The sequence below is a fragment of the Parapedobacter koreensis genome, assembly GCF_900109365.1.
GTDB classification, from domain to species: Bacteria; Bacteroidota; Bacteroidia; order Sphingobacteriales; family Sphingobacteriaceae; genus Parapedobacter; species Parapedobacter koreensis.
In genome coordinates, this window is sequence record NZ_FNZR01000012.1 from 110,991 (window position 1) to 132,235 (window position 21,245).

General features: G+C 49.7%; 19 protein-coding genes. 13 read left to right on the forward strand and 6 right to left on the reverse strand.

Annotated features, from left to right (window positions below):
* Nucleotides 1–171 precede the first annotated feature (171 nt).
* Nucleotides 172–3,444: a T9SS type B sorting domain-containing protein gene (locus BMW65_RS21990; protein ID WP_090608957.1), complete on the forward strand. Its 3,273-nt coding sequence runs from the start codon at nucleotides 172–174 to the stop codon at nucleotides 3,442–3,444.
* A gap of 160 nt (nucleotides 3,445–3,604) precedes the next feature.
* Here BMW65_RS21990 and BMW65_RS21995 read toward each other — a convergent pair whose 3' ends face one another.
* Nucleotides 3,605–3,922 (reverse strand): hypothetical protein, encoded by a 318-nt coding sequence (locus BMW65_RS21995; protein ID WP_090608959.1) that lies wholly within the window; start codon nucleotides 3,920–3,922, stop codon nucleotides 3,605–3,607.
* Nucleotides 3,923–3,951: 29 nt separating this feature from the next.
* Entirely contained in the window at nucleotides 3,952–4,866 is a 915-nt protein-coding gene (locus BMW65_RS22000; RefSeq protein ID WP_090608960.1) for a hypothetical protein, read from the reverse strand.
* Nucleotides 4,867–5,186: 320 nt separating this feature from the next.
* On the opposite strand from BMW65_RS22000, the gene BMW65_RS22005 reads away from it, so the two are divergent.
* Both BMW65_RS22005 and BMW65_RS22010 read left to right on the forward strand, forming a co-directional pair.
* Entirely contained in the window at nucleotides 5,187–5,588 is a 402-nt protein-coding gene (locus BMW65_RS22005) for a hypothetical protein (RefSeq protein ID WP_090608961.1), read from the forward strand.
* A gap of 50 nt (nucleotides 5,589–5,638) precedes the next feature.
* The gene (locus tag BMW65_RS22010) at nucleotides 5,639–6,244 is read left to right on the forward strand and encodes a Crp/Fnr family transcriptional regulator (protein ID WP_090608963.1); all 606 of its coding nucleotides are present in this window, start codon (nucleotides 5,639–5,641) and stop codon (nucleotides 6,242–6,244) included.
* 76 nt (nucleotides 6,245–6,320) lie between these two features.
* On the opposite strand, the gene BMW65_RS22015 is transcribed toward BMW65_RS22010, so the two are convergent.
* Nucleotides 6,321–7,346 (reverse strand): helix-turn-helix transcriptional regulator, encoded by a 1,026-nt coding sequence (locus BMW65_RS22015; RefSeq protein WP_090609004.1) that lies wholly within the window; start codon nucleotides 7,344–7,346, stop codon nucleotides 6,321–6,323.
* Between the two features lie 214 nt (nucleotides 7,347–7,560).
* Here BMW65_RS22015 and BMW65_RS23980 point away from each other — a divergent pair, with 214 nt between their 5' ends.
* The 7 genes from BMW65_RS23980 to BMW65_RS22045 all read left to right on the forward strand — a co-directional run bounded on the left by BMW65_RS23980 (nucleotide 7,561) and on the right by BMW65_RS22045 (nucleotide 13,572).
* Complete coding sequence (locus tag BMW65_RS23980; protein WP_143053974.1) at nucleotides 7,561–7,794, forward strand: hypothetical protein; 234 nt, start codon at nucleotides 7,561–7,563, stop codon at nucleotides 7,792–7,794.
* 243 nt (nucleotides 7,795–8,037) lie between these two features.
* Nucleotides 8,038–9,240, forward strand: a complete 1,203-nt coding sequence (locus BMW65_RS22020) for a slipin family protein (protein ID WP_245747716.1) — start codon at nucleotides 8,038–8,040, stop codon at nucleotides 9,238–9,240.
* Nucleotides 9,241–9,303: 63 nt separating this feature from the next.
* Nucleotides 9,304–10,737, forward strand: coding sequence for an RtcB family protein (locus BMW65_RS22025; protein ID WP_090609008.1), 1,434 nt, complete (start codon nucleotides 9,304–9,306; stop codon nucleotides 10,735–10,737).
* Nucleotides 10,738–10,791: 54 nt separating this feature from the next.
* On the forward strand, nucleotides 10,792–11,520 hold the full coding sequence (locus BMW65_RS22030; RefSeq protein WP_090608964.1) for a DUF3667 domain-containing protein: 729 nt from the start codon (nucleotides 10,792–10,794) through the stop codon (nucleotides 11,518–11,520).
* A 62-nt stretch (nucleotides 11,521–11,582) separates the two neighbouring features.
* Nucleotides 11,583–12,035: a MauE/DoxX family redox-associated membrane protein gene (locus tag BMW65_RS22035; RefSeq protein WP_090608966.1), complete on the forward strand. Its 453-nt coding sequence runs from the start codon at nucleotides 11,583–11,585 to the stop codon at nucleotides 12,033–12,035.
* Nucleotides 12,036–12,160: 125 nt separating this feature from the next.
* Complete coding sequence (locus tag BMW65_RS22040; protein ID WP_090608967.1) at nucleotides 12,161–12,475, forward strand: hypothetical protein; 315 nt, start codon at nucleotides 12,161–12,163, stop codon at nucleotides 12,473–12,475.
* 68 nt (nucleotides 12,476–12,543) lie between these two features.
* On the forward strand, nucleotides 12,544–13,572 hold the full coding sequence (locus tag BMW65_RS22045) for a hypothetical protein (RefSeq protein ID WP_090608969.1): 1,029 nt from the start codon (nucleotides 12,544–12,546) through the stop codon (nucleotides 13,570–13,572).
* On the opposite strand, the gene BMW65_RS22050 is transcribed toward BMW65_RS22045, so the two are convergent.
* The 3 genes from BMW65_RS22050 to BMW65_RS22060 are packed head-to-tail and all read right to left on the reverse strand — an operon-like array spanning nucleotide 13,563 to nucleotide 19,420.
* A complete protein-coding gene (locus BMW65_RS22050) occupies nucleotides 13,563–14,924 on the reverse strand; it encodes a TlpA family protein disulfide reductase (RefSeq protein WP_090608970.1) in 1,362 nt (453 codons plus the stop codon). The genes BMW65_RS22045 and BMW65_RS22050 overlap by 10 nt on opposite strands.
* 24 nt (nucleotides 14,925–14,948) lie before the next feature.
* Nucleotides 14,949–16,304 carry a RagB/SusD family nutrient uptake outer membrane protein gene (locus BMW65_RS22055; RefSeq protein WP_177181261.1) on the reverse strand — a complete coding sequence of 452 codons (1,356 nt, stop codon included), beginning with the start codon at nucleotides 16,302–16,304 and terminating at the stop codon, nucleotides 14,949–14,951.
* Nucleotides 16,305–16,315: 11 nt separating this feature from the next.
* The gene (locus tag BMW65_RS22060) at nucleotides 16,316–19,420 is read right to left on the reverse strand and encodes a SusC/RagA family TonB-linked outer membrane protein (protein ID WP_090608973.1); all 3,105 of its coding nucleotides are present in this window, start codon (nucleotides 19,418–19,420) and stop codon (nucleotides 16,316–16,318) included.
* A 553-nt stretch (nucleotides 19,421–19,973) separates the two neighbouring features.
* Here BMW65_RS22060 and BMW65_RS22070 point away from each other — a divergent pair.
* From BMW65_RS22070 to BMW65_RS22080, 3 genes are read left to right on the forward strand one after another with little or no spacing between them, the layout of a single operon-like run.
* Nucleotides 19,974–20,486, forward strand: coding sequence for a helix-turn-helix domain-containing protein (locus tag BMW65_RS22070; protein ID WP_090608976.1), 513 nt, complete (start codon nucleotides 19,974–19,976; stop codon nucleotides 20,484–20,486).
* A 1-nt stretch (nucleotide 20,487) separates the two neighbouring features.
* The gene (locus BMW65_RS22075; protein ID WP_090608978.1) at nucleotides 20,488–20,763 is read left to right on the forward strand and encodes a hypothetical protein; all 276 of its coding nucleotides are present in this window, start codon (nucleotides 20,488–20,490) and stop codon (nucleotides 20,761–20,763) included.
* Between the two features lie 39 nt (nucleotides 20,764–20,802).
* Nucleotides 20,803–21,204 (forward strand): hypothetical protein, encoded by a 402-nt coding sequence (locus BMW65_RS22080; RefSeq protein WP_090608979.1) that lies wholly within the window; start codon nucleotides 20,803–20,805, stop codon nucleotides 21,202–21,204.
* The last annotated feature ends 41 nt before the right edge of the window (nucleotides 21,205–21,245 follow it).

Genomic DNA, 21,245 nt, shown 5'->3' on the forward strand with positions numbered 1-21,245 from the left:
GTAGACAAACATAACACACTGTAAATCAAAAATATATAGCTATAAATGGATTGACGGGAAGATGAAGGGGTGTTATCGGTAAACTGACGGGGAGGTGAAGGATCCTGAACGAGCTTTGACGGTCGAAGATCCAACAAAAAAACCTATCTTAGCCCCGTCAAGACACATTACATGAATCACCTGAGCCGGATATCGACCGTAGCGTTGTTGCTTCTGCTTTCGTTGGGTCTACATGCGGAAGTTTTCGTGGTCACGAGCAATGCGGACAGCGGGCCTGGCACGCTGCGAGAGGCCTTACAAAAAGCGACGGACAATGGCGGCTCGGAAACCGACGAAATCCACTTTAATCTACCCGGATCGGGCGCCTCGGCCAAGACTATCCGGCTACGAACACGGCTACCCAATATTACTGGCAACTTGATCATCGATGGTTCCACCCAACCAGGGGAAACACTATCCATCAACGGGGCGAAGGTTATCTTGGTCGCCAATATGCCCGATATGGAAGAAGAAACGGGATATGCATATGACAAAGTCGCGCTTTCTTTAAGCGGCAATTTTCAGCTATTCGAGCTCTACGGCATGATCATCAAAGCGTTCAGCACACGTAGTCCTGAAGGTTATTTCGATTCCGGATCGGCGATACACGTCAACGCACAGCTCCAAACCTTGCGCCTTGGTGCACGCGGCAAAGGAAATGTATTGTACAATAACGCCAGAACCATCCTCGTCGGTCCCGAGTATGGAAGCCATGCAAGCATCCATACCGCGCAACTGAAAAACAACCACATCGGTGTCGACGAACAGGGCCACTTTATCGATCAGCACTTACAATCAACTGTCGACCTGATTTATACCAGCAACCTAACCGTTGGGGGATCCGAGGATGAGGGAAACATCATATTGGCGACTTTTCTCCACTCACCTACAGGGGATATTGATGATGTCATGTCTTCAGACTGCGCTGTAACGATATCCAACAACCGGTTCGGTATGGATGCCAATGGAGACAACCCCTACGATTTTTTGTACAAACTCAATACTTACTTTGCCACGGGCGCTACCAGGCACCCTACCGGTGCCCGTGCAACCATTACGATGGTTAACAACGAATGGGGTTGTTCCGTCGGCATAAACGGGTACAACAACGCAACCGTGACCATCCAGCGCAACACATTCGGTGCTACGAAAGATCGGACGAAAATGGTGCCCATTTATTTACATGCAATCATGGTATCCTATGTGTCCGGCCGCACCCTAATCGGTGGGGAAAGCACCGTTGATGGCAACCTCTTTACCAATATCCTTCATCACGACTATAGCGGCTATAAGGCCGTTGTTTACGCCCAAGAGGCCCACAACGTTGAATTGTCGCACAACAGCATGTATTGCAATACTGTTGTACCATTCATCGTCGAAAACCCGCTTAGTGAATGGCAGCTTATCCAAGATGTGGATCTAACGCTGGACGACGTTACGGAGTCATATGCTTCCGGCACTGCCACCAAACCCGGTTCGCGAATTGAACTTTTTTATACCGATAAGGATTGCGAAAGCTGCCAACCTAAAACCTATTTTGCCACGGCAACAGCAAATGCCCAAGGCAAGTGGCGTTATGATGGGCTTATTGATCCCGATAAAAACGTGATAGCTGCAGCCACTTACGGACGGCAAAGTTCTGAATTTACCCATCCACAAATTTTCCTTTGGATTGGGAAACTTGAAGTGGAACACCTCGCCTGTGATACCGAATTGGGAAGTATCAAGGGCGCCTTTGTCAAACACGCCAACAAATTCCAATGGCTGGATGAAAAAGGCGAGGTAGTGGGCAATACCCTTGACATTGAAGGGCTCGACGCAGGCACCTATTACCTCACTGTCAACCAATTCGGCTGCAAAGTTATCGACTCCGTAATCATTGAAAATACCATACCATGGATAGACGTCGAAAGCGCCCAATACATCCACCCAAACTGTGACAGGGGCGGTGAGATTACGTGGTTCAACAGCAACCATGTATCGGAACTCTATTGGACGGATGAGTCGGGCAACCCTGCCACTGACCAAGCTTATTTTCCCAAAGATTTGTTGCCTGGAAGATATTGGGCGCATGTGAAAAACTATTACGGTTGCGAAAAAACCTTTGGCCCCTTTGAACTCATCGATCAGGGCGGCACCCCCATCGTCATTGATGACACCCAATTGGTCGTGCAGGCGGCTTCCTGTGGTTCCCCCAGTTCAGGCAGTATCACGGGATTACAGATTACCGGTGCAACGGAATTTGCGTGGCGCAATGAAAGCGGTGAACTTATAGACACCGCACAGGAGCTACACCATGTGCCCGCAGGCGGATACCGTCTGTACCTTTCCAATGGGCCCTGTGCATCGGAAACGATATACTACTACGTCGACGAAGAACCGCCGACCGACTATCCTGCTTACGCCGTGCAAATAGCCGCTGCCTACTGCGGGCAGCCCAACGGCACCATCCGGATAGACCTCGGTAGCGGTGTCCGCCCCGCCAGCCTCCGTTGGTTGAATGGCAACGGCCGTGAAATCGGCACCACGGCTCAGCTCGACGGGCTTGCCCCGGACATTTATACCCTGCTGCTTACCGATGCACAGGGCTGCGAAGTGCAGTATGGAACCTATACCGTGGACAACACACCAGACTTAACCTTGATCGCCACATCCGTCACGGTGGTAAACGATGCCTGTGGCCATGGTACGGGCAGCATATCCGGCCTGCAACCTATGGCCGGCAGGGCACCATACCGCTATGCTTGGGCCGACGAGCGCGGTACGGCCGTAGGCCAGTTGGCCGAAGCCACCGGATTGACGGCAGGCCGGTATCGCCTCACCGTTACCGATGCAAACGGATGCCAGGTAGAGTCTGCAATGTATTCCATTCTGAATGATGACGGCCAGTTGGCTCCCCCTACCGCACCAGAAGTATTGGCCCTCTGTAGTCCCGGCAAGGTGAGCATCTCGTACACCGGATCGCCCGATTACCACTACCGGCTATATCCTGCCCTACAAGGTGGGGTCATGATCGAGGAAAACACCGGTATCACCCCATTTGAGGTCTATCCCACACAAACCACCACATATTACCTCGCTGCTGCCGATGGCAGTTGCGAAAGCCCGCGTGTACCCATCCGCGTGGAAATCAGCAATGCCGGCATCCAGGCACCAAACACATTCAGTCCGAATGGAGACGGTCACAACGACACCTGGCACATCGCTGGTCTTGCCAGTTATCCGCATGCCACCGTACACATCTTCAACCGCAACGGACAACTGCTCTACACGCAACGCACCGGAGCTCCGGATTTCGACGGCCGGTATAGGGGCTCCGATCTGCCTGTGGGAGCTTATTTTTATATCATTGACCTCGGGATGGGGTGCGATCCGCTTAAGGGGTCGATAAACCTGTTGCGGTAACGACCTACTAACTCCCCCCTTTCTCCCGCCATCCCCCGTATACGATGCGGTCCTGATCCGGGGTGTATCCGGGAAAAAGCAAGATCCGCTCCGCATCCCCTACGGATAAACCCCGCATTACGGCAGAACAAAGGCAGGAAAAAAGAGAGAGGAAAGCTGGTCACTCCTGCCCCCAATACTCCCGGCGCAGCCGCTCCACATCTTCATCACGGAAATACTTCTTACCGCGTATCACTTTCGCCACACGGATCTCCCCTCGGCGCTGGCAGCGCAGCAACGTGCTTTCACTGATGCCCACGCGATCCAGCGTATACTCGGCAGAGCGGTACACCGTATCGGCCTCCCGCTTTTCAAGGATGAAGCGCATGATTTCGCTGTGATCTTCCTGTAGCCGCTTTAGCTTAGGATAGAGCATACGAAGCAACGTACCGCAAGCATGGCAGGGTAGCGTGGTACGGTGTAGCTTGGTATTTTTCATATCCGATAGTTGTAATCAGGTACGCAGGATTAATCGCTGAGCCTTTTGTATCGCTGCCACCAATCGTCCACATGTTTCATCGAGCCTTTTACCAGCCGCTCGTTCCGCATGCCCATCTCACCATTTCCAAACCTCAACATCCACTTATAGGTAGCGATCTCCGTTCCTTTGATTTCATCGTGTTTGGTCTCCTTATCGGTGATGAGTTTGATGATGATCGCCCCGTTTATCAGGTACCGGCGTTTCAGCTTATAGAACCTGACCGGATCCAACACATTTTCCAATGCAGTAATGGTCATCCCCGTATGGTAGATATCGCCATTAATCATATGTACCAACCCAAAGCCGGGACCACCGATCACGCATCCGATGTCCCGCTCGGACACGATCAATTTTTCTTTGTTGTACGTCACCGTGATGTAGGCGGTTTCATGTGCCGGTTCTGTCAGCTGTACTTGTCTGTGCAGGTACCAGAATGCATACCCAAAGCTCAGGGCAACCAATAGAAAAAGGACAATCCATACTTCGAAACGAAAGTATCCCGAACTGTTGATATCAATGCCCATTATCCAATAAAGGCCCATGGCCATCAAAATGCTCAACCCCCAACTACCCACAAGGGGCAACGCAATCTGCATGAACAACCTGTTCTTGAAATCCTTACGCCAATCCGATTGAGCGTCCAGCCATTGGGTGGCCCATGTCGCAAACTCCCACACAACCACCACAATCACATAGCTTCCCAGAAAAGATGATAAAAGCAGCAACTTATGGCTGGTCAATAAACTACCGATCACTGCCCAACGCTTGCCTACCAGTACCATCAGCAGGGCCAATGGTACGGCTATCCAGAGGCGGTGGCGCCGGGGGATGTAACGTTGTTCTCCCCGTTTCCCCAGATTACGAAAACACGTTTTGATGTTGTTTGATAGCTGTTTAAACATGTGCAAATGAGTTCTATTCATGCAAGGCCACGTCATTGACGGCATGGCCGCACTACGGTTTCAAAAATTTGTCGACACAGCAAAATGCATACAGTTATGGTATAGTCGGTAGAAGTGTGACAAGCGAATATAAGCACGTTTGCGAATGAAACCAAACCTGACAGCCCGCTACATAACCATTCCATTTCCGTTTCACCGCCGCTTTTTTCCGATTCAAGCAACTTGGTTGGGAAAGCAATGTGGCATTCGATAGCTTTGCCGCCGACGATTGCACAAGGCGTGCAATACATTAATTATCAATAATTTAAATAATTAAAAACATGAAAAAACAACCATTAAATTCGCTGGGTGTGCAGCAGGTTTTGCTGGCTCTCTACAGCCTACCCGAAAATGAATTGCAACATGAAAGCCAACAGGCGCTCGAAGACCTGCCCAGATGGCTACTACGGCACTTTGATCTGAGGTCCCATCAGCTGCAATACCTCGGAACTATCCCGGCAGACTACATCTCCATTTTGGCAGAAAACATCTCCCATTTTCTGTCGCTGCGCCAGCCCATTCAATTGGTAGTTCCTTATTCCGACGAGTTGCCTCCCATCGACCATCCGGGCAAATTGCTGATTACCGGTGAATCGACAACGGCCACCTATGTGCCCAACCAAGGATACACACTTTCCAAATCGCTGCAAATCACATTCGTGTTGCCGCCATCAGCGCATTGATATTCACAGACCGGGGTTGTAGGCCCCGGCTTTTCTCGCCCCACTGCCACATGAAACAGACATATCATACGCCAGCATCCGCCTTTGTCCCGCTCCTTTTCTACTGGACTCACTATTGCCCGCTTGACGTCTCGCACCACGAGTGGCTACACATTCACGGCAAGGAGCTAACCGCCAAACGCGGCACTCGGCTTTTCGAGCCCGGCGACCGGGGTGATTATGTGTACTTCGTATGCGACGGGCTATTAGCTACAGCTTGGTGGGATGCCGAGGGTAATAGGCGGATTGATCGTTTCCTGCCGCCTCTGCATAGTGCGCTTACCAGAAACAATCTCTACACGCATCGTCAGGTAGACTATGAGGTGGTAGCGCTACGAAAAAGCGTCCTTATTTGTATTCCAGCGAATGCATTAAAGGCCTACAAAGAAACCTGCACCGAGGCCAATACTTTGGTGCACGTGATGGAGCAGAAGAAGCTGAAACAATACCGGAAGAAAAGCAGGCTGATGCTGATAAAGCACGAGATAGCGCGTTACCGGGCATTTGCCACGGATGACTACATGAAGTCCATGCGTCTCCTCACCTTTCAAGAGGAGCAAGCGGATTATCTGGGCATTTCAAGGCGCACGATTGCAAGAGCAATGGAGCAACTTTGACGAGGGGTGTCAATATAAAAATACTTTTGCTATTCAGCATAGCTTTTTCCGGCACCTTCCAGCAGGAGCAAGTGGATTACCTCGGTAATTCCTCCGGGTATAACTCCTGCATCCGTGCAATACGTCGAGCGATCCGCCGTTGCAGGTCCCGGGGCGACAATACCTTCAACGCTTCGCCGAAGCCAAGCAATTCGCGCTCCAACTCAAAATTGAGCACCACGCATATGCAGATGATAGCCCCTGTCTCATCCTGTTTCAAAAGTTCTTGCGAGGTATGCAGTGGCTTGGTCAGCACATACGGCGCATGGCGGGGGTGTATCCATAGCACGACTTTACGTCCCCTGTCACGCGCTGACTTGGTCACCCCGATGGTATCGGCATAATAGCGGTCAAAGTCGACGCCATCATATTCCACAAACCCATTAGCGGCCATCTCCTGCACCTCCACCATACGGTCCAATGCAAGTGTTGCCAGTGTCTTTCCTTTTTTGGGCTTTGCAATGAGGAACCAGCGGTTGCGGTATTCTTTCAGTAAATAGGGATAGTAAACGCCCTGTGTAGGCGCCGCCGCCTTGAATGACTGATATTCGATCAGCAACGGTACCTTGCGCAGGATGGCTTGGTGCAGGGGTGTGATGAAGTGCAAGCCCTTGAGCTGGCCATTACCCTCGAATTGGACGTGGCTGTGACCGCCCTTGGCGTGTTGTTGCAGCGTATTCTCCAAACGGGCCACCATATCACTCATGTCCTCAAAATACTGGAAGCCATTGAGCTGGCGGAGTACCGATACCGCTTCGCGCATCTTCTCCATATCGGCATCGCTGATGGGCGAGTTGGAAATGCTGTAAGTTGGATCGGCATAGGTGTAATATTTCCGATTGTTTACGACGATGGGCGCATTGTACCCCAGCTTATCGCTGCGCATCAGCTGGATATCGGCCTGGATGGTGCGTTTGCTCACGCCATCCTTAATGCCTTCGTATTCATACAGCGCCTCCGAAACCTTTTCAATCAAGCTTTCCAAGGTCCATTTGCGGTAGCGGTTGCGCAGGCAGTTATCGATGGTTTTATACCGGATGAGGGCAAGTTTATTGGTGGCCATAAGGATGCTATACAGTTTTTCGAGATTCAAATTTAATCGTTCTGTTCTACAACTGCGCAATCGAATTGCGCAGTTATTGCTAAAAACGCACGATTTAAAAATAAAATTAAATTTATCACACTGTATTACAATAATTTAAAACAAAAAACAGCCATTCAAAAAAACTACGCAAAAGCACTGCGCACTACCACTTGCATCTTTGTATCGTCGGCAGATGACATCACGTTCTTTGATCAGTAACACTACTTACTATACGAAATCCGCCTTCAGGCGGATAGCGACCGGCGCTGACGCGAGGCCCTGGGGTACACGTTTCACAAGCGTGGCAGTGTGGCCGCCGATGGCGGGCCATATACTGGCCGAGGGAGGCAAGGGTTGTTTTTTTGACGCTGCGGTCGTGGGTTCGATTCCCACTATCGGCTATGGCCGGTATAGCTCAGTTGGGTAGAGCACAGCCCCTATGCAAGTTCGAATCCTGCTTCCAATTTAGGTTTGGAATAGCAAAATGGTAATGCAAGTACAGTAAGTTGGGCAGGTACGGTATCTGTGGTGCAATTTCGAGCATCGCAACCGCCGTTGGGCCTGCAGCCGGGCAACGCAATGGAAGAGGCCCCGGTCCGGACGGCCGTCACCCGTCGCACCAACTGCCAAGTCCAGCGACTTGGCGGCATCGGCGAACGGGTGTATGCTCATGGATCAGGGATACGCCAGCGCCTTGCCCGGCTCCGCCGCAGCGATGGGGAATCCCGGCATGCCCAACTTTATTAAAACGAATGGATTAATTTTAAACAATAACACGATGGAACGCGTAAACATCACGACCAACACCGTTGGTCTGGTTTTTAAGAATGGCGAATTGAAGCGTGTGCTGAGCAAAGGCTCACACTGGCTCTTTTGGGGCGAACGCGTGCAACGCTTCGACATGACCAAAGCATTTGCACCGGAGCAAGACCTGCGCACGCTGCTCGCACACGAGGCATTGGCATCCCTGCTGGAGGTGGTGGATGTAGCCGACAACGAGCTGGTGCTGGTCTACCAAGATCTGCGCTTTGCTACCGTGCTTACCGCTGGCAAATATGCCTTCTGGAAAGGGGTAGGTGGCTACCGTTTCATCTGCGCCGATACCACGCAGTTGGAAATCGCGGAAGACATCGACCGCAACCTGCTCAATAGGCAACCGCTCTACCCATACGTACGGGCTTATACCGTCGAATCTTTCGAAAAAGGGCTATTGTTTATCGACGGCAAGTTTGACCGTTTGCTGGAATCCGGCAACTACGTGTACTGGAAAAACAACACCAGCACGACGGTAGTAAAGGCAGACATGCGCCAACTGGGCATGGAAATCCTTGGGCAAGAAATTCTCACCAAGGATAAAGCCCAACTGCGCATCAACTTCACGGTTACGTACCAAGTGGTCGACCTGGTGAAGGCGGTGGTACACAACAAGGAGTTTGAAAAACAACTCTACGTGCTGGTGCAGCTGGCCCTGCGTGCGTTCATCTCCAACAAAGGATTTGACGAACTGATGGAAGGCAAGCAAGATATTGCCGACGCGGTGAAAAGCACCTGTGCCAGCAAAGCTGAAACGTTGGGCATACGGTTGATCGACTGCGGCGTGAAAGATATTATCCTACCGGGTGACATCAAGGAAATCATGAACCATGTGCTGGTGGCCGAGAAACGCGCACAAGCCAACGGCATCACCCGCCGGGAGGAAACGGCAGCCATGCGTAGCTTGCTCAACACGGCCAAGCTGATGGAAGACAACGCCATGCTCTGGAAAATGAAGGAAATGGAGCACGTGGAGAAAATCGCCGAAAAAATAGGCGAGATCACGCTCTCCGGCGGCGGCAACATCGTCGGGCAGCTAAAGGAGCTGTTTTCCAAATAAATTAAATCATGTACCTTGCCGGAAAACGTTGTTCCGGCAGGGTTTTTTAATCCGTTAAAAAAGATGAACACACCAACAAATTACCTTATCAACAGCGAAGAACTAACGACCTTGGGATACACGCCCGGACGGGCTTTTGGCGTAGCCCTGCGTACGGCCAACAAATACCAGCACCTTGGCAAAGAAACGTTGCTTGCGCAATTTGCAAATGTACTGGCCTCGCCAGAAGCCTTTGCAGCCGACATCGTATATGGCAAGCTGGCTCAGGCCCTCATCGAAGAAGCCGCGATTCCTGAAGACGCCTATATTCCCTTGCGGGACGCCGGTGCCGACTACGCCATCTATGGCGAGTCACACATCGAAGCCGGTGCACGCGCACAGATGGACGTAGCCATGCAGCTACCGGTCACTGTGGCGGGCGCATTGATGCCCGATGCCCATCAAGGGTACGGCCTGCCCATCGGCGGCGTACTGGCCGTGGAAAATGCCGTCATTCCCTACGGCGTGGGCGTGGATATCGGGTGTCGCATGGCCTTGTCTGTCTATGACATCCCGGAAGCGTTCTTTGATGCAAACCAGGCCCAGTTTAAGCGGGAGCTGATTGCGCAAACACGCTTTGGCGCTGGGCACGGCTTTAAGCCAGATGAGCGGGCAGACCATACGGTGCTGACGGATGTGGCTTTCGGGATGAACACCTTCGTCGCCAATCTAAAGGACAAGGCTTGGACACAGCTCGGTACTTCCGGCGGCGGCAACCACTTCGTGGAGTTTGGCATCATCGATTTTGCTACGGGTGATGAAGCACTGGGTGTATCGGCTGGCAAATACCTGGCGCTCCTCTCCCACTCCGGCTCTCGGGGCTTGGGCGCTACCATCGCGGGACACTATACCAAGTTGGCCAAGGAGCTATGCCGACTGCCCCACGAGGCTCAAAACCTGGCTTACCTTGGGCTGGATACCGAAGCCGGGCAGGAGTACTGGCAAGCGATGACATTGGCGGGCGACTATGCCTCAGCCAACCATGAGATCATCCATCGCAAGATGGCGAAGGCATTGGGCGCCGAGGTACTGGCCAAGGTGGAAAACCACCACAACTTTGCTTGGAAAGAAACGTGGAACGGGCAGGAAGTCATCGTGCACCGCAAGGGCGTTACACCCGCCGGAAAGGGCGTACTGGGCATTATTCCCGGCTCCATGACGGCAGCGGGTTTCCTCGTACGGGGCAAGGGTGAAGTAGCGTCCATCAATTCGGCTTCCCACGGCGCAGGGCGGCAGATGAGCCGTACACAGGCTATCAAGACCATCAGCAAAGAAGCTATGCGGGCTGAGCTTCGCGCTCGCGGTGTCACGCTTGTGGGTGCCGGGCTTGACGAAGCACCGATGGCCTATAAAGATATCCACACCGTCATGGCCGCGCAGACCGATTTGGTGGATGTATTGGCCACATTCACACCGCGGATCGTACGCATGGCCGACGACGGTAGCCGGGAAGATTAGTTGACCGCTTTTTTTATTACATTCGTACCGTTTATACCCTAGTATCGGATAGGTATGCCAGCCTGTAAAAAATGTAACGAAGCCGCCAGCGGAAATTATTGCCAGCATTGCGGGCACCCCCTCCAATTGAAGCGCGTGGATGCGCGGTACCTTCGCGATGAGATTGCGCAAGCGTTAAGTTTTGAAAAGGGGTTCCTTTTTTCGGTCAAGGAACTATTTGTCCGTCCGGGACAATCCATCAGGGAGTTTCTGACCCAAGATCGGGGAAGGCTGGTGAAGCCGGTTATTTTCATCATCATTACCTCATTGATTTATACGTTGATTAATGGATTTTTCCGTTTCGAGGAAAGTTACACCCAACACAGCGATTCATCGCTTAATGCCGCTGCTACTACCGCCATTTTCAGCTGGGTTCAGGAGCACTATGGGTATGCCAATATTTTGATGGGCGGGTTGATTGCACTATGGATTAGGCTATTCTTCAAGCGCAGCCCGTACAATTTTTTTGAGATCCTGATCCTGCTCTGCTTTGTGATGGGGGTAGGCATGCTGATCTATGCAATGTTCGGCGTTATCGGCAACCTGGCAAAGATCGATCTCGTGCAAGTGGCCGGCGTGGCATCCATTGTGTATTGCTCATGGGCTGTCGGGCAGTTTTTTGGCAGCCGTAAGGCCACTGCCTACCTCAAAGCGTTCGCAGCTTATCTGCTGGGGATGTTTACCTTCACGTTTTTCTGCCTGCTATTAGGTAGCATCATTGACTTAGTCAGGGTGTCAAGCTAAATTACTCAAACTTGTGCCTCCAGGCGCAGGTTTAGACCTTCGCCCTCCCTTACTTTTGTGATATGGCTATTACCCGAAGACATATCGCAAAAGGCACGGTAGAAATCATCTCCTACCTATTGGTGATCTTATTCGGCCTCACGGCGCTGGATAAGGCCGTTCAGTTTGAGCGATTTTACACCGAGTTGGGCAAATCCCCTTTTCTGATGGCCTACCAGGGGTGGGTTGCTTGGGGCACTCCCGCCGTGGAAGCCGTTGTGACGGCAGCATTAATCATTGGGCAGACGCAGCTTTGGGGGCTTTATGCCTCGGTATCCCTGATGAGCCTGTTTACCAGCTACATCTACCTGCTGCTCAACTACAGCTATTACACCCCATGCCTTTGCTCGGCCGCGCTGGAAAACCTCACGTGGGAACAACACCTCCTATTCAATAGCGCGTTTCTGGCATTGGCTTGCATCGCGGTCGTCCTGAAAGAACGGCAATTGAAAACACATCAAAACAATAAGCCATGAATAGGTATCAACGAATCATCTGGAACCACCCGCCTTGACGGATGCCCTACCACCCGTCCAATGGAAAGGCACGCCTTTCCGAGACACAATTATTATTCAATTATTCATTTTAAACAATCATCGTTATGGAAACGATAAATAAAATAAAAACAGTAAGCAAAATTGGGACACTGGCATTAGCTGCGGCGGCCTATGTGTTCCTGGGTTCGAATCAAGCAGGAGTGGAAGTAGCACAAGAAGCACCATCTGCTCTTGCACAGGAAGAAACGATTTACCAAACCATTCCTATGGAAGATGGTGGGCCGGTAGATCCCCAAGTGACCGGCACGAGGGATCAACTCAAAAGCACGGTCTGTCCGGACGAAGGTACGCTATGCGCTTTTGACCCAAACAATGAGGATGATATCCTCGAATGGAATGGCGGATCTGCTAAATTTTAGGTAACCTGTATACGACTGGATAGCACCGGCTGCCGGTGCTATCCATTTATACGTTGAACTATCCAGTTATGTACCTTTTTAAACTCCTTGTATCCATTTTAGCCGGTATCCTCATTGTGGTATACCTCTTTTACACGACCGAATTGCCCAACCAAGTGCCGAACGGGTTTACGCGCAGTTTTTTTGAAGATGCCGTGTCATTGAAAGAAAAGCTAAGCTTGCCGGAATCAGGTCGTGCAATAATTCAGGTAGATGACCACAATATCTATCTGTCATTAGCGCATTCGCTCGACCTGTTGAAGATAGACCGCACAACTATGGCTATTACAACAATTTCATTCCCTACCCTGCAACGGGCGCAAAACAACGCCAATCTTGGCCCGCCTTTTTTTGTCTCCATGGATTCACATACGATAGCATATTTCTTTAAAAATCTACCCGGTATTATCACAGCGAATGACGCGTACCTTCATGTTGCCGCCGCCAGAGCCTCATTTTCAACTGGAGTGCGCTTTGCCGACAGCACATTTATCGTTCGGCAAATATCAAAACCACACAACGGGCTGCTATTTGCCAAATACAATAAGTACGGCTATTTCGATCTTGAATCGGATATATCCCTCCCAAGCTTGGATCGTGGCATTAGCACCGATGGGCAACTGTTTTTTGACGAAAGCCATGAGAAGCTGGTATACATGCACTATTATAATAACAACATCTTGGTTTTCGACCGAAGTTTGGCAAAAAAAGCAGTTGCCTTCACTATTGATACGATCACGCCTAAGCTCGCCCTACCGCCTAACAAACCCCGCTTAATAACCAATAAAACAGGTTGCGTACACGATGGCCTTCTTTACATTTGCTCCAATTTAAAAGCCGACAACGAGACTTATCGCGAATACATGCATCATATCCCCATTGATGTGTATGATTACATCAATGACAGTTACCTCGGTTCATTCTACCTACCCGTAACTGACGGCAAACTTATTAGGAGTCTATATGTATCCGGAAATACGTTGATAGCGCTCTATTATACTAATGAGTTACATATATACAGCCTATCCCTTCCTTTAATGTTGAAGCATCAATCGTGAATCATTAATACATCCACACTCATTTGACGCTGTTCCAAATACAGACCGTAACGGGCAAGCTCAGACCGTAGCACTTCAAGATCCAACGGATTGTTTACGATCAGGCCCGCCTTTGGATCCCTAAGTGTAGAATGCGTGAAATCAATTTCAATATCAACAGGAAAATCAATCCCCGTTTCATCGACGAATGGTGGTGCATCCCTGAATCGGCGCAATGTTTTTACAAAATCAACGAGATATCGATTTTTCACAAAAACCTTCGCTTGGTCAAAATTCAGATAACTGGGTTGGTGCAGCCCTTTCGATTTAGCCGGGCTGCTTTCCCTATCATTAGTCCGGATCACCCAGCCCGTTACATTGCGTTTTACCACCTTAGCTTTAATGGGAAGGCAATTATTCAGCTCATTGAAAATCTGCTCAAACAGATTATCATCCAGTACTCGGGGACTGGCCAGGCGCAAATCATAGGTGTATACATTCTCACGATTGTATTCACTTCTGCTATTGTAATGCAAATACGGAAATTCATTGGGAAAAAACGGCAGTTTCAAATCTGCATTGGCGTATTGCCTCCTGGTTAGCGTATCCCGAACATCCACAATCACACGTTGCTTGTTGATGATGCTTAACATATTAAGCTTGAAATAAGAAAAGATTTTATAGTAAATATTGATTGGGGTAAACTCCAGATGGACTCCGGTAAGCCGCCCGATGCTGTCTTTGGAAAAGCTCCCCTTACCTATCCCTCCTCTTTTCAGGTATGACCGCCAGCCCATGACGGTATCTGAATCGGCGGTTACCCCGCCCCCTTCCTTTTTCAAAGGCCAACTTTTCTTAGTTCCTGCCACCATCGCAGCTACGTTGGTTTCCGTGATTTCTTCGCCATGCGTAATCCCTTCGATGACGCCGTCAGGACTGATAATGATGACGTGCGGGATGACCGTGTGCGGAAATAGCCGATGCAATGCGGGCTCTTCGACCGCAAAAGACAATCGGATGTTTGCATCTTTCGTAACTTCAGAGCGTCCCAGCAGCATCCTCACGTTCGCTTCGGTGTCTTTTGTTATTAAAACAATTTGCAGGCTGTCGCGATACTTATCCTGCAAGGATTGCAATTTTGGCAAAGCATTGATACAAGGCTGGCAATACCGCTCCCAAAAGTCAAGGACGACATACTTGCCTCTGAAATCATGGAGCGTGGCATCAGGGCCTTTATCATTCACCAAGTACTTACCGAGTTTAATATCGGGCAAGGTATCCCCTACCGAATAACTTCGGGCCGTTTGTAAATCTTGGCCGGAAACATTTCCGGCCAAGACAATCCATAAAAGTATTGTTAGTAAATTCTTCATCGCTTTCGATACCCTTAGATGTGATTAATAGCCCGGATTCTGTGGTACCAAGTAAGGATTTCGCTCCATTTCGTTTATTGGTAGCGGCCAAAGCGCATCCGTGGGCAGCCATCCGGGCTTAGCCGCACCCAACACGTCATCTGCCGTGCCTGTACGTCTAAGGTCTAACCAACGGAATCCCCATTCAGCGAATAATTCCCTCCGGCGTTCGTCAGTGATGGCGCGGAGGAGCGCTTCTCCCTGCACTTCGATATCCCCCAGACCAGCACGGGAGCGTACAGCCTGCAGATCAAGCAACGCCTCTTCCTCATTCCCCAAGATGGCATTCGCCTCCGCACGAATGAGGTATAACTCAGCCAAGCGAAATACGACCAAAGCTTCCGTAACGGGATTATTCCCTGTGGTCACCCTGTATTTACGGGAATAGTAATAAGAGGCTTCGCCCACGGTATTCATTCCCGTCCATGCTTGCAGCCGTTTATCGTCAGGCATGAATGTATCGATCAGGTCCGGTGTCAGGTAATAAGTCGGCACGATACCTGGGTTTCCCGGTATATGCGTGGGAGCTTGGGCAGGAAAGTTGTACGGTATCAATTGCCAAATGGTTTCCCTGCTACCCACCTTATATACGTCTTCGGAGCCTTCCAATTCATACGTTGCATCGCTCATGATATCCCCTGCCAACGAGGCTGCTTCCTGCCAGTTTTCCAAGGACGCGTATATGCGGGCTAACAACGCTTGGACAGCCCTCAGGTTTATCCTGCCGCGATCTGACGACGGGTAATCGCTCGTTAGCAACCCTTTGGCTTCCTCCAGATCACGGAGCATGACTTCTTGGATGTCAGTTGTCGGCGTACGGCCCAAGCCTTGGTTGACGCGGTAGTCTGTACCTGTAATCAATGGCACATCCTCCCATAAATTAATCAAATAAAAATAGCAAAACGCCCTTAGCGCGAGCAACTCGCCGCGCAGCTGATCACGAAGCTCAGGGGACACATTCGTTGCGGCGGGCAACCCTTCCAACACCGCATTACACCTGTAGATATTGCGGTAGAAAGCAGTCCACAGGTTTTGCACATAACTATTATTCTCTTGAACATTGCCTTCAAAAAACTGAACATAGCCATTGTCATTCCCACTGAAGGCCAGATTGTCCGCGCAAAGCTCCAAAGCGATGTTCAAATTCCCGAGTTGGCCGCTGGCATTGATCATCCCCTCATAAACACCGGCAACGGCTGCAATGGCACTTTGATCGGTGGTGTAGACATTATCCTGTACCAATTGGTCTTTGGGCAGTGGGATGTCCAAAAAATCACAGGCAGTCGGTGCTAATAGCGTGAAGCATAGCGAAAGGGTGATTATATACTTTTTTTTCTTCATTGTCATTGTACTTATAAGGTAATCTGTAATCCCATCGAAATCATCCGCAAGGGTGGCAAAACATTCGAATTGCCAGTTTCCGGGTCATTACCCCGATAGGCGGTAAAAGTGAAAAGGTTTTGGATTTGGCTATAAAACCTTAAGTTCTCCAAGCCGTATTTCCCCAAAAGGGACCTTGGCACGCGATAAGCAATCGATAGGTTTTTTAGTCGCAAAAAAGAGGCATCCGTGTAGACGCCAGTCGAATTGCCGAACCGTGTAAACGCAGTGAGCGCATCGCCTCCTCTGGTGTACCTTTGCATATCCACTGACGCTTCATCACCTGTCTGCTGCCATCGGTTTGAAGCGATTACCGGCACATTGTATTGGAAGCCAGGCGGCCGGATTAACGATGCAATCGCATTTCGCTGTTCCTGTTTTACAAACTGGAAAAATACGCTGGCTTCAAAACCTTTATAGGTCAATGTATTATTCCAGCCACCGTAGAAACTTGGCGTCATATCATAAAACAAGGTCTGCCCGAGCTCGGTATCAACCGTATATATCCCGGTTTCCGGATCTATTCCGGTATATGACCACAGGCGCACGTTGTCCAGCGGTTTTCCCATCGCATACCGTGATGCATTGTTGGATGTCTCCAATCCGGGATACTCCAGTAGCTTATTTCGCGATAGTGTAAAGTTAATATCCGATGACCATGTGAAGCCGGGGCGTTGGATGGGCACCGTATTCAACTCAAACTCCCATCCTATATTCTGCACGAGCGCAGGCAGGTTGCGCGTGATGTTCGCAAAACCGACCTGCGTAGGTAGGGCATCCTGTAAGAGTTGGTTGCCACTGCGGTTACGAAACCACGCCGTGGAAAACAAAATCCGGTCACTCATAAAGCCAAGGTCCAAGGCTCCCTCCAGCTTGCGGTTGGTCTCCCACGCATAGTCCGCATTGAAAAGACGGTTGGGATAGAGGCCAGCGATTCCCTGATACGGATTGGTGGTGCCATAGGTGTCCAAGTACTGGTAGTTGCCGATATTGTCATTGCCGGTGATGCCATAGCTGGCGCGCAGCTTGCCGAAGCTCCAAATGCCACCATTACCGTTTAGCCAGCTTTCTTCCGAGAATATCCACGCTGCACCGATAGCGCCAAAACTGGCATACTGCCGTCCACTCCCAAACCGCGAGGAGCCATCGCGCCTTGCCGTCAGATTCAGGAGGTAGCGCCCGGCATGGTTGTAATTGATGCGGCCAAAAAAGGACTGGTAGCGGTATGCGTTGTACGATGCACTGTTGACGAGCGTTGCTGCTCCATTGATGGAACCGAGCAGCGCCTCGTTGGAATAGTTGCTTGCCTGCACCAATGAAGCATCCGCATCGGTAGCCTGCCATGTCGTACCGAAGAGTACGCTAAGCTGCGATGCCTTTGCCAGCGATGCTTCGTACGCAAGCTGCGGCTCTAAAATCCATGAGGTACTTCTGCTGGCACTGAAATCAGCAAGCCCCGAACCGGCGTAGGTGGGCGCAAAGGTGGATTTCGGTTGAATTTTTTCCGCATCCATCGCCGTTTGTGTAAATCCGCCCTGAACCTTGATTGAAAGGTCTTTGACCAATCGATACGATAAATTCATGTTGCCGAGTAAATTGCTTGTCGTGCTCGAGCTTGTCCGGTAGAGCTGTGCTAACGGGCTGGTCAGCGCGGAGCCGTTTTCTTCCCAAGCCAATTCACCAGATTCCGTAAAAGCCAGTTGGTTGGGCGGCGTGTAAATCGCCGCCGTGCGGTCATTCATCATCAGATCATTCGCATTATGACTATACCCCACGCTCACATTCGCCTGTAGCCTATCATCAGCGGAGCGGTGCGTTACATTGAGTTGGGCAGAGCCCCGTTTGTCTGCCTGGTCATCAGCGGGAAATACGGTAGTCTCGCGACGGTACGAACCCGCCAGTCGGAATTGCGTACCCTCACTCCCACCGGACAGCGCTACCTGCACATCATTTACCCTTGCCGTGTTGCCTATCATTAGCTTCTTCCAATCTACGTAGCGCGTGGTATCCCAGAGCAGCAGGTCGGGTGCGTTGGCCGGTGTAGGCTCCACGCCATCGTTGCGGAAGGCTTCGCGACGCATTTCGAGGTATTGTTGGGTATTCATCAGCTCCATGGTGCGCGTCACTTTGCCAAAGCCGGTGTACATATTTACATCTACACTTGTTTTTCCCGCTGTGCCCCGCTTCGTGGTGATGAGGATAACGCCGTTGGCCCCACGGCTGCCGTAGATGGCTGTGGCGTCGGCATCTTTGAGCACCTCAATGCTTTCGATGTCTGCCGGGTTGATGCTGTTAAACGGGCTGATGTCACCTGCTGCACCACGCGTTTGGAACTGCGTGAGGCTCGTACTCAGCCACGGCACACCGTCTATGATGTACAACGGCTCATTGCCCTGCTGGATGGAGTTGCGGCCCCGGATGCGTACGTTTACGGCACTGCCGGGCAAGCCGTTGGTCTGGTTGATTTCCAGCCCCGGTATGCGACCAGCGAGGGCAAGCAGTGGGTTACCTACGGGCTGCTTGGCAATCGTTTCGGCGGTGACGCGGCCAACGCTTCCTGTATTCAGCCTGCGGCTGGTGGTGCCGTAGGCAATGACTACCGTTTCATCCAAGGTATTTTCCACAGTTTCAAGCAAAACTTCGACGACCATACGGTCGCCGACCTTTTCTTCCACGGTTCGGTAGCCCAAGAAGGATATGATAAGGATATCATCCGGCCCAGCCAAGATGCTGTACTCCCCGCTCCTATCCGTCAACGCGTGTATGCGCGTCTGCTTGTTGGAGATGGTAGCACCTTCTATCGCACTTCTATTCGCAGCAGAAACCACTTTTCCGCTTATAGTTTGGCGTTGCTGTGCGATGCCAAATGTGCATAAGCCTAATAGTAACAGTGCCAATACCCCAATTGCGCGGCCCCGCCCGGGGAGAGCGAAGGCCTGCGCATGGGTCTGCACACATAGTTTCTTGACTAACTTTCGTTTATGTTTTCGGAATGTTTCCGATTGTTGGTTGCGCCAGTAAGCAGACAACTTATGGATAAGGGCATAGCTATCCCCTAAGCGTAATTTTTGCTTCATTTATGTTTGATTTGGGTGTAAGAAATTGTGTTAATTCATTCTCGACACCAATTCAAACGGGATTTTTCGCTATACTTTTAAACAAATTAGACGTGGAAATCTCCCACGTTTTAGACACCCAATAACCATCATCCCTCCTATCTTGGATAGGTTGGATGGGCTTAGATTCTATGGTTCTTTTTGTTGGTTTCATTGGCTTGTACGTTAACAAGCCTTGCTTAGAAGCAGTCACAAAAAAAGTGTAGGACTGCATCCCGTAACTCCAGAAGATTCTCAGGCCTTTAGTCGCGACGGGTGTAACAGCAGCCCCACACTCCAATGAAAAGCAAAATTAGCATTTTTCATTGAAAGCGTGAGGTATTATATCTGCTGCCTTGCCACTTGGCCTGAGAATGGAGTTGCAAGACTATTAATACCTTTATTTCATCATTATTTATTTACAACTATAATTTACACACCTATTTGATTTACAACGATACAAACATAATAAATTATTTCAAAAACAATAAATTTTTAGTCAAAATATCACTATTTGTGTTTGTCCATTTGCTAAATGGACGGTTCAAGTAAAATAATAGGTGAAAATGTCGCTGAAATACGTGACGCGATCGGCTTATCCCAAAAAGACTTTGCATCATTAGCTGGGATTTCCAGAGCTACATTAGTAAATATTGAAAGTGGTAATAAACCAATTAAAGTGGTATCACTCGATAAAATCGCCGGTTTTAGCACTATAGGGCTCGACAAATTAAGCAAACGTGGTTTCAAACCACCCGATAACCTAAGAGAAAAACTGCTTCAACTATATAAAAACTCACCAGAAATCTATGTTATTTTAAGTGGCACACCATCCATTCCCTATATCATCAAATACAGAGTGTTAAAGATTGATTTTTTAAATACACCAAAAGAGCGGGGCAAAATTGTGAAATTCGTTGATGATAATTACGGATGGAAAATAACGGGAAACTCTTTGACTAACGCTTTAAAACGTATGCCTGATTTGATTAAAATTGAACCGCACCCGTCAAAAGGTGGCACAAATGTGTATTCGAGGAAAAAATAATATGAGAATGACCTTTGAACAGAAGATACTTTATCAAAAAATTGACGAAATCCTATGGTCTGATTGGGACCCAATAGGCGTGAATGTATATGAAGAAGCAAGAGACGAATATTATGGTTATCTTCCTCAAATATTCGGTCTAAAAATACATGGAGCAAATCAAGAAACCATTGCTTCTACCCTTTTCAAGATTGAAACTGAAACCATGGGCTTGTTACGGAATATCGAGCATTGCCGGGAAATTGCTGGTAAAATAGTGGAATTGAATAGTAAATAACATAATCGGTATTAGATTATTCCGCACTAGTAATATAAAATGATGCTCACCGAGAACGACATAGTAGATTTACTAGGCGCGTATTTTGAGGCCAAAGGATGCAAAATAAAGAAAGTAACGACCAAACAGCATGGTATCGATTTAGAGATCACAACCTCCGATGGCCAAAAGACTTATATCGAAGCAAAGGGCGAAACCAGTGCCAACGAAAAGTCCAAACGATACAGCAAACCTTTTACCAAAAACCAACGATGGACTCACGTCAGTGTTGCGCTGATGAAGACTTTTGTCTTAATGTGCAAACCTGAACATTCAGGCATTCGCTTTGGCATTGCTCTCCCAGAAAATCATAGGGATTTAACAGAAAAGATATCTCTTATTATCAAGAAAGTCGGAATTGATATCTATTTTGTCTCCAGGGAAGGGATTACAACCCTTTAAAAGGATTGTGGGCCAATTGACAGCGCGTGGGTGGTGCGATT

Excerpts from the sequence above, each read along its gene's own strand:
- BMW65_RS21990 (WP_090608957.1), top strand. The coding sequence starts at position 172 with ATGAATCACCTGAGCCGGATATCGACCGTAGCGTTGTTGCTTCTGCTT.
- BMW65_RS21995 (WP_090608959.1), bottom strand. The coding sequence starts at position 3,922 with ATGAAAAATACCAAGCTACACCGTACCACGCTACCCTGCCATGCTTGC.
- BMW65_RS22000 (WP_090608960.1), bottom strand. The coding sequence starts at position 4,866 with ATGTTTAAACAGCTATCAAACAACATCAAAACGTGTTTTCGTAATCTG.
- BMW65_RS22005 (WP_090608961.1), top strand. The coding sequence starts at position 5,187 with ATGAAAAAACAACCATTAAATTCGCTGGGTGTGCAGCAGGTTTTGCTG.
- BMW65_RS22010 (WP_090608963.1), top strand. The coding sequence starts at position 5,639 with ATGAAACAGACATATCATACGCCAGCATCCGCCTTTGTCCCGCTCCTT.
- BMW65_RS22015 (WP_090609004.1), bottom strand. The coding sequence starts at position 7,346 with ATGGCCACCAATAAACTTGCCCTCATCCGGTATAAAACCATCGATAAC.
- BMW65_RS23980 (WP_143053974.1), top strand. The coding sequence starts at position 7,561 with ATGACATCACGTTCTTTGATCAGTAACACTACTTACTATACGAAATCC.
- BMW65_RS22020 (WP_245747716.1), top strand. The coding sequence starts at position 8,038 with ATGGATCAGGGATACGCCAGCGCCTTGCCCGGCTCCGCCGCAGCGATG.
- BMW65_RS22025 (WP_090609008.1), top strand. The coding sequence starts at position 9,304 with ATGAACACACCAACAAATTACCTTATCAACAGCGAAGAACTAACGACC.
- BMW65_RS22030 (WP_090608964.1), top strand. The coding sequence starts at position 10,792 with ATGCCAGCCTGTAAAAAATGTAACGAAGCCGCCAGCGGAAATTATTGC.
- BMW65_RS22035 (WP_090608966.1), top strand. The coding sequence starts at position 11,583 with ATGGCTATTACCCGAAGACATATCGCAAAAGGCACGGTAGAAATCATC.
- BMW65_RS22040 (WP_090608967.1), top strand. The coding sequence starts at position 12,161 with ATGGAAACGATAAATAAAATAAAAACAGTAAGCAAAATTGGGACACTG.
- BMW65_RS22045 (WP_090608969.1), top strand. The coding sequence starts at position 12,544 with ATGTACCTTTTTAAACTCCTTGTATCCATTTTAGCCGGTATCCTCATT.
- BMW65_RS22050 (WP_090608970.1), bottom strand. The coding sequence starts at position 14,924 with ATGAAGAATTTACTAACAATACTTTTATGGATTGTCTTGGCCGGAAAT.
- BMW65_RS22055 (WP_177181261.1), bottom strand. The coding sequence starts at position 16,304 with ATGAAGAAAAAAAAGTATATAATCACCCTTTCGCTATGCTTCACGCTA.
- BMW65_RS22060 (WP_090608973.1), bottom strand. The coding sequence starts at position 19,420 with ATGAAGCAAAAATTACGCTTAGGGGATAGCTATGCCCTTATCCATAAG.
- BMW65_RS22070 (WP_090608976.1), top strand. The coding sequence starts at position 19,974 with ATGGACGGTTCAAGTAAAATAATAGGTGAAAATGTCGCTGAAATACGT.
- BMW65_RS22075 (WP_090608978.1), top strand. The coding sequence starts at position 20,488 with ATGAGAATGACCTTTGAACAGAAGATACTTTATCAAAAAATTGACGAA.
- BMW65_RS22080 (WP_090608979.1), top strand. The coding sequence starts at position 20,803 with ATGATGCTCACCGAGAACGACATAGTAGATTTACTAGGCGCGTATTTT.